This is a genomic window from Burkholderia sp. LMG 13014 (genome assembly GCF_905232215.1).
Taxonomy (GTDB): Bacteria; Pseudomonadota; Gammaproteobacteria; order Burkholderiales; family Burkholderiaceae; genus Burkholderia.
In genome coordinates this window covers 1-1,524 of the sequence record NZ_CAJNKE010000949.1, presented here as the reverse complement: position 1 = coordinate 1,524, position 1,524 = coordinate 1, and the positions used below count along the sequence as shown (strand labels likewise).

Annotated in this window: 3 protein-coding genes; all 3 read left to right on the top strand. The window is 68.9% G+C overall.

Annotated features, from left to right (window positions below; translation table 11 throughout):
• On the top strand, positions 1-431 hold a 431-nt coding region (locus tag JYJ84_RS36430; RefSeq protein WP_240201958.1), incomplete at its 5' end, for a carboxypeptidase-like regulatory domain-containing protein.
• Positions 432-563: 132 nt separating this feature from the next.
• The gene (locus JYJ84_RS36425; protein WP_089473479.1) at positions 564-923 is read left to right on the top strand and encodes a DUF427 domain-containing protein; all 360 of its coding nucleotides are present in this window, start codon (positions 564-566) and stop codon (positions 921-923) included.
• Between the two features lie 28 nt (positions 924-951).
• Positions 952-1,524 (top strand): CoxG family protein (locus JYJ84_RS36420; protein WP_205190279.1); only part of this gene is annotated, 573 nt, incomplete at its 3' end.

Here is a 1,524-nt window from a genome sequence, read left to right as displayed (position 1 = left end):
ATCTACGCAACGTGTCCCGATTTGCCGTCGCCGCGGCGCTGGCCGCCGGCCTCGCAGCCGGAGCGACCGGCGCGTACGCGCAGTCGGACGGCTTGCCCGCCGCGCGCCAGCAGGGCGACGTCACCTTCGTGTCCGGCGGCGTCGGGCAGGACGAATCGACGGCGTTCCAGCGCAGCGAGCCGAGTTGGCCGCTGGCGCTGCGGTTCACCGGCAAGGGCGGCGAGTTCCTGGCCGACGTCCATGTGCGGATCGTCGACGGCAAGGGCACCGAAGTGCTGAAGACCGACGCGCGCGGGCCGTACATGCTCGTGAAGGTGCCGCCGGGCCGCTATACGGTGTCTGCGTCATACCAGGGCAATGAGGAATCCCGCGCCGTCACGGTCGGTGCGAAGGGCGGCGCGAAGACCGTGTTCCAGTGGAGCGCGCAGTAGCTCGCCGCGCGCGGCCCCGGCCGGGGTCGCGCATTCGGCAGCGGTTTCGCCCATAATGAAAGCCACGGCACCCGTGCCGTGGCTTTTTCGTTTCCTGAGTCCGGCCTGGCCGGGCCGCCCGAAGGAGAAACGATGTCCGACGCAGCCGACCCTCGTCTCGAAATCGTGCCGAACCGCCATCGCGTGCGCGTGATCCATCGTGGCATCACGTACGCCGATTCGCACGGCGCGCTGACCGTGCGCGAAACGGGCCTGCCGGACACCCACTACCTGCCGCGCGGCGACGTCAACATGCGCCGGCTCGTGAAATCAGGCGTCACGTCCGCTTGCCCGTTCAGGGGCGAGGCCGTGCACTTCGACTTGCAGACGGAAGACGGCGTGATCGAGAACGCCGCATGGAGTTACGAGGAACCGAAGGCGGCTGCGTTGGCGCTCGCGCACTACGTCGCCTTCGACGCCGCGCGGATCGACAGTCTCGTCGAGACGTCCTGATGCGGCGCGTGTTCATCGGGGAGGCGTCATGGAACTGAACGACACATTACGCGTACCGCTCGCGCCGCCTGTCGTACAGGAGGCGTTCGAGGATCTCGCGTTGCTGCGCGCGAGCTTCGACCATTGCGAATCGTTCGTGAAGCTCGCGGACGGCGAGTTTGCGCTGACGATCACGGTGCCGCTCGGCCCGCTGCGCGCCCGCTACGACGTGCGTGCGCATGTGGCCGCCGAGCAGGGCGACGCGGAAGGGCAGCCGCGCCGCGTGCTCAACTTCAAGGCGCGTGCCGACGGGCTCGGTGCACTGCGCGGCCAGGTCGAACTCGTGCTGATGCCGGATGACGACGCGAACGCTACGCGCATCGAGTACGTGGTCTGGGCGACGGCGAGCGGCCCGCTCACCGAACTACCGGGGCGGCAGATCGAAAATACGCTGCGCGAATGGACGGACGATTTCTTCCGCGAGTTCTGCGCGGTCGTTCAGGCGAAGCACGGCCTCGTACCGAATCGCGCACGCTCGGCCGCGCCGCGGCGCCAGCACGTGTTCCTGAGGCCGGCGGCGCTGGTGGCCGCGACGAAGCGTGCGTTACCACCGCACCTCGGC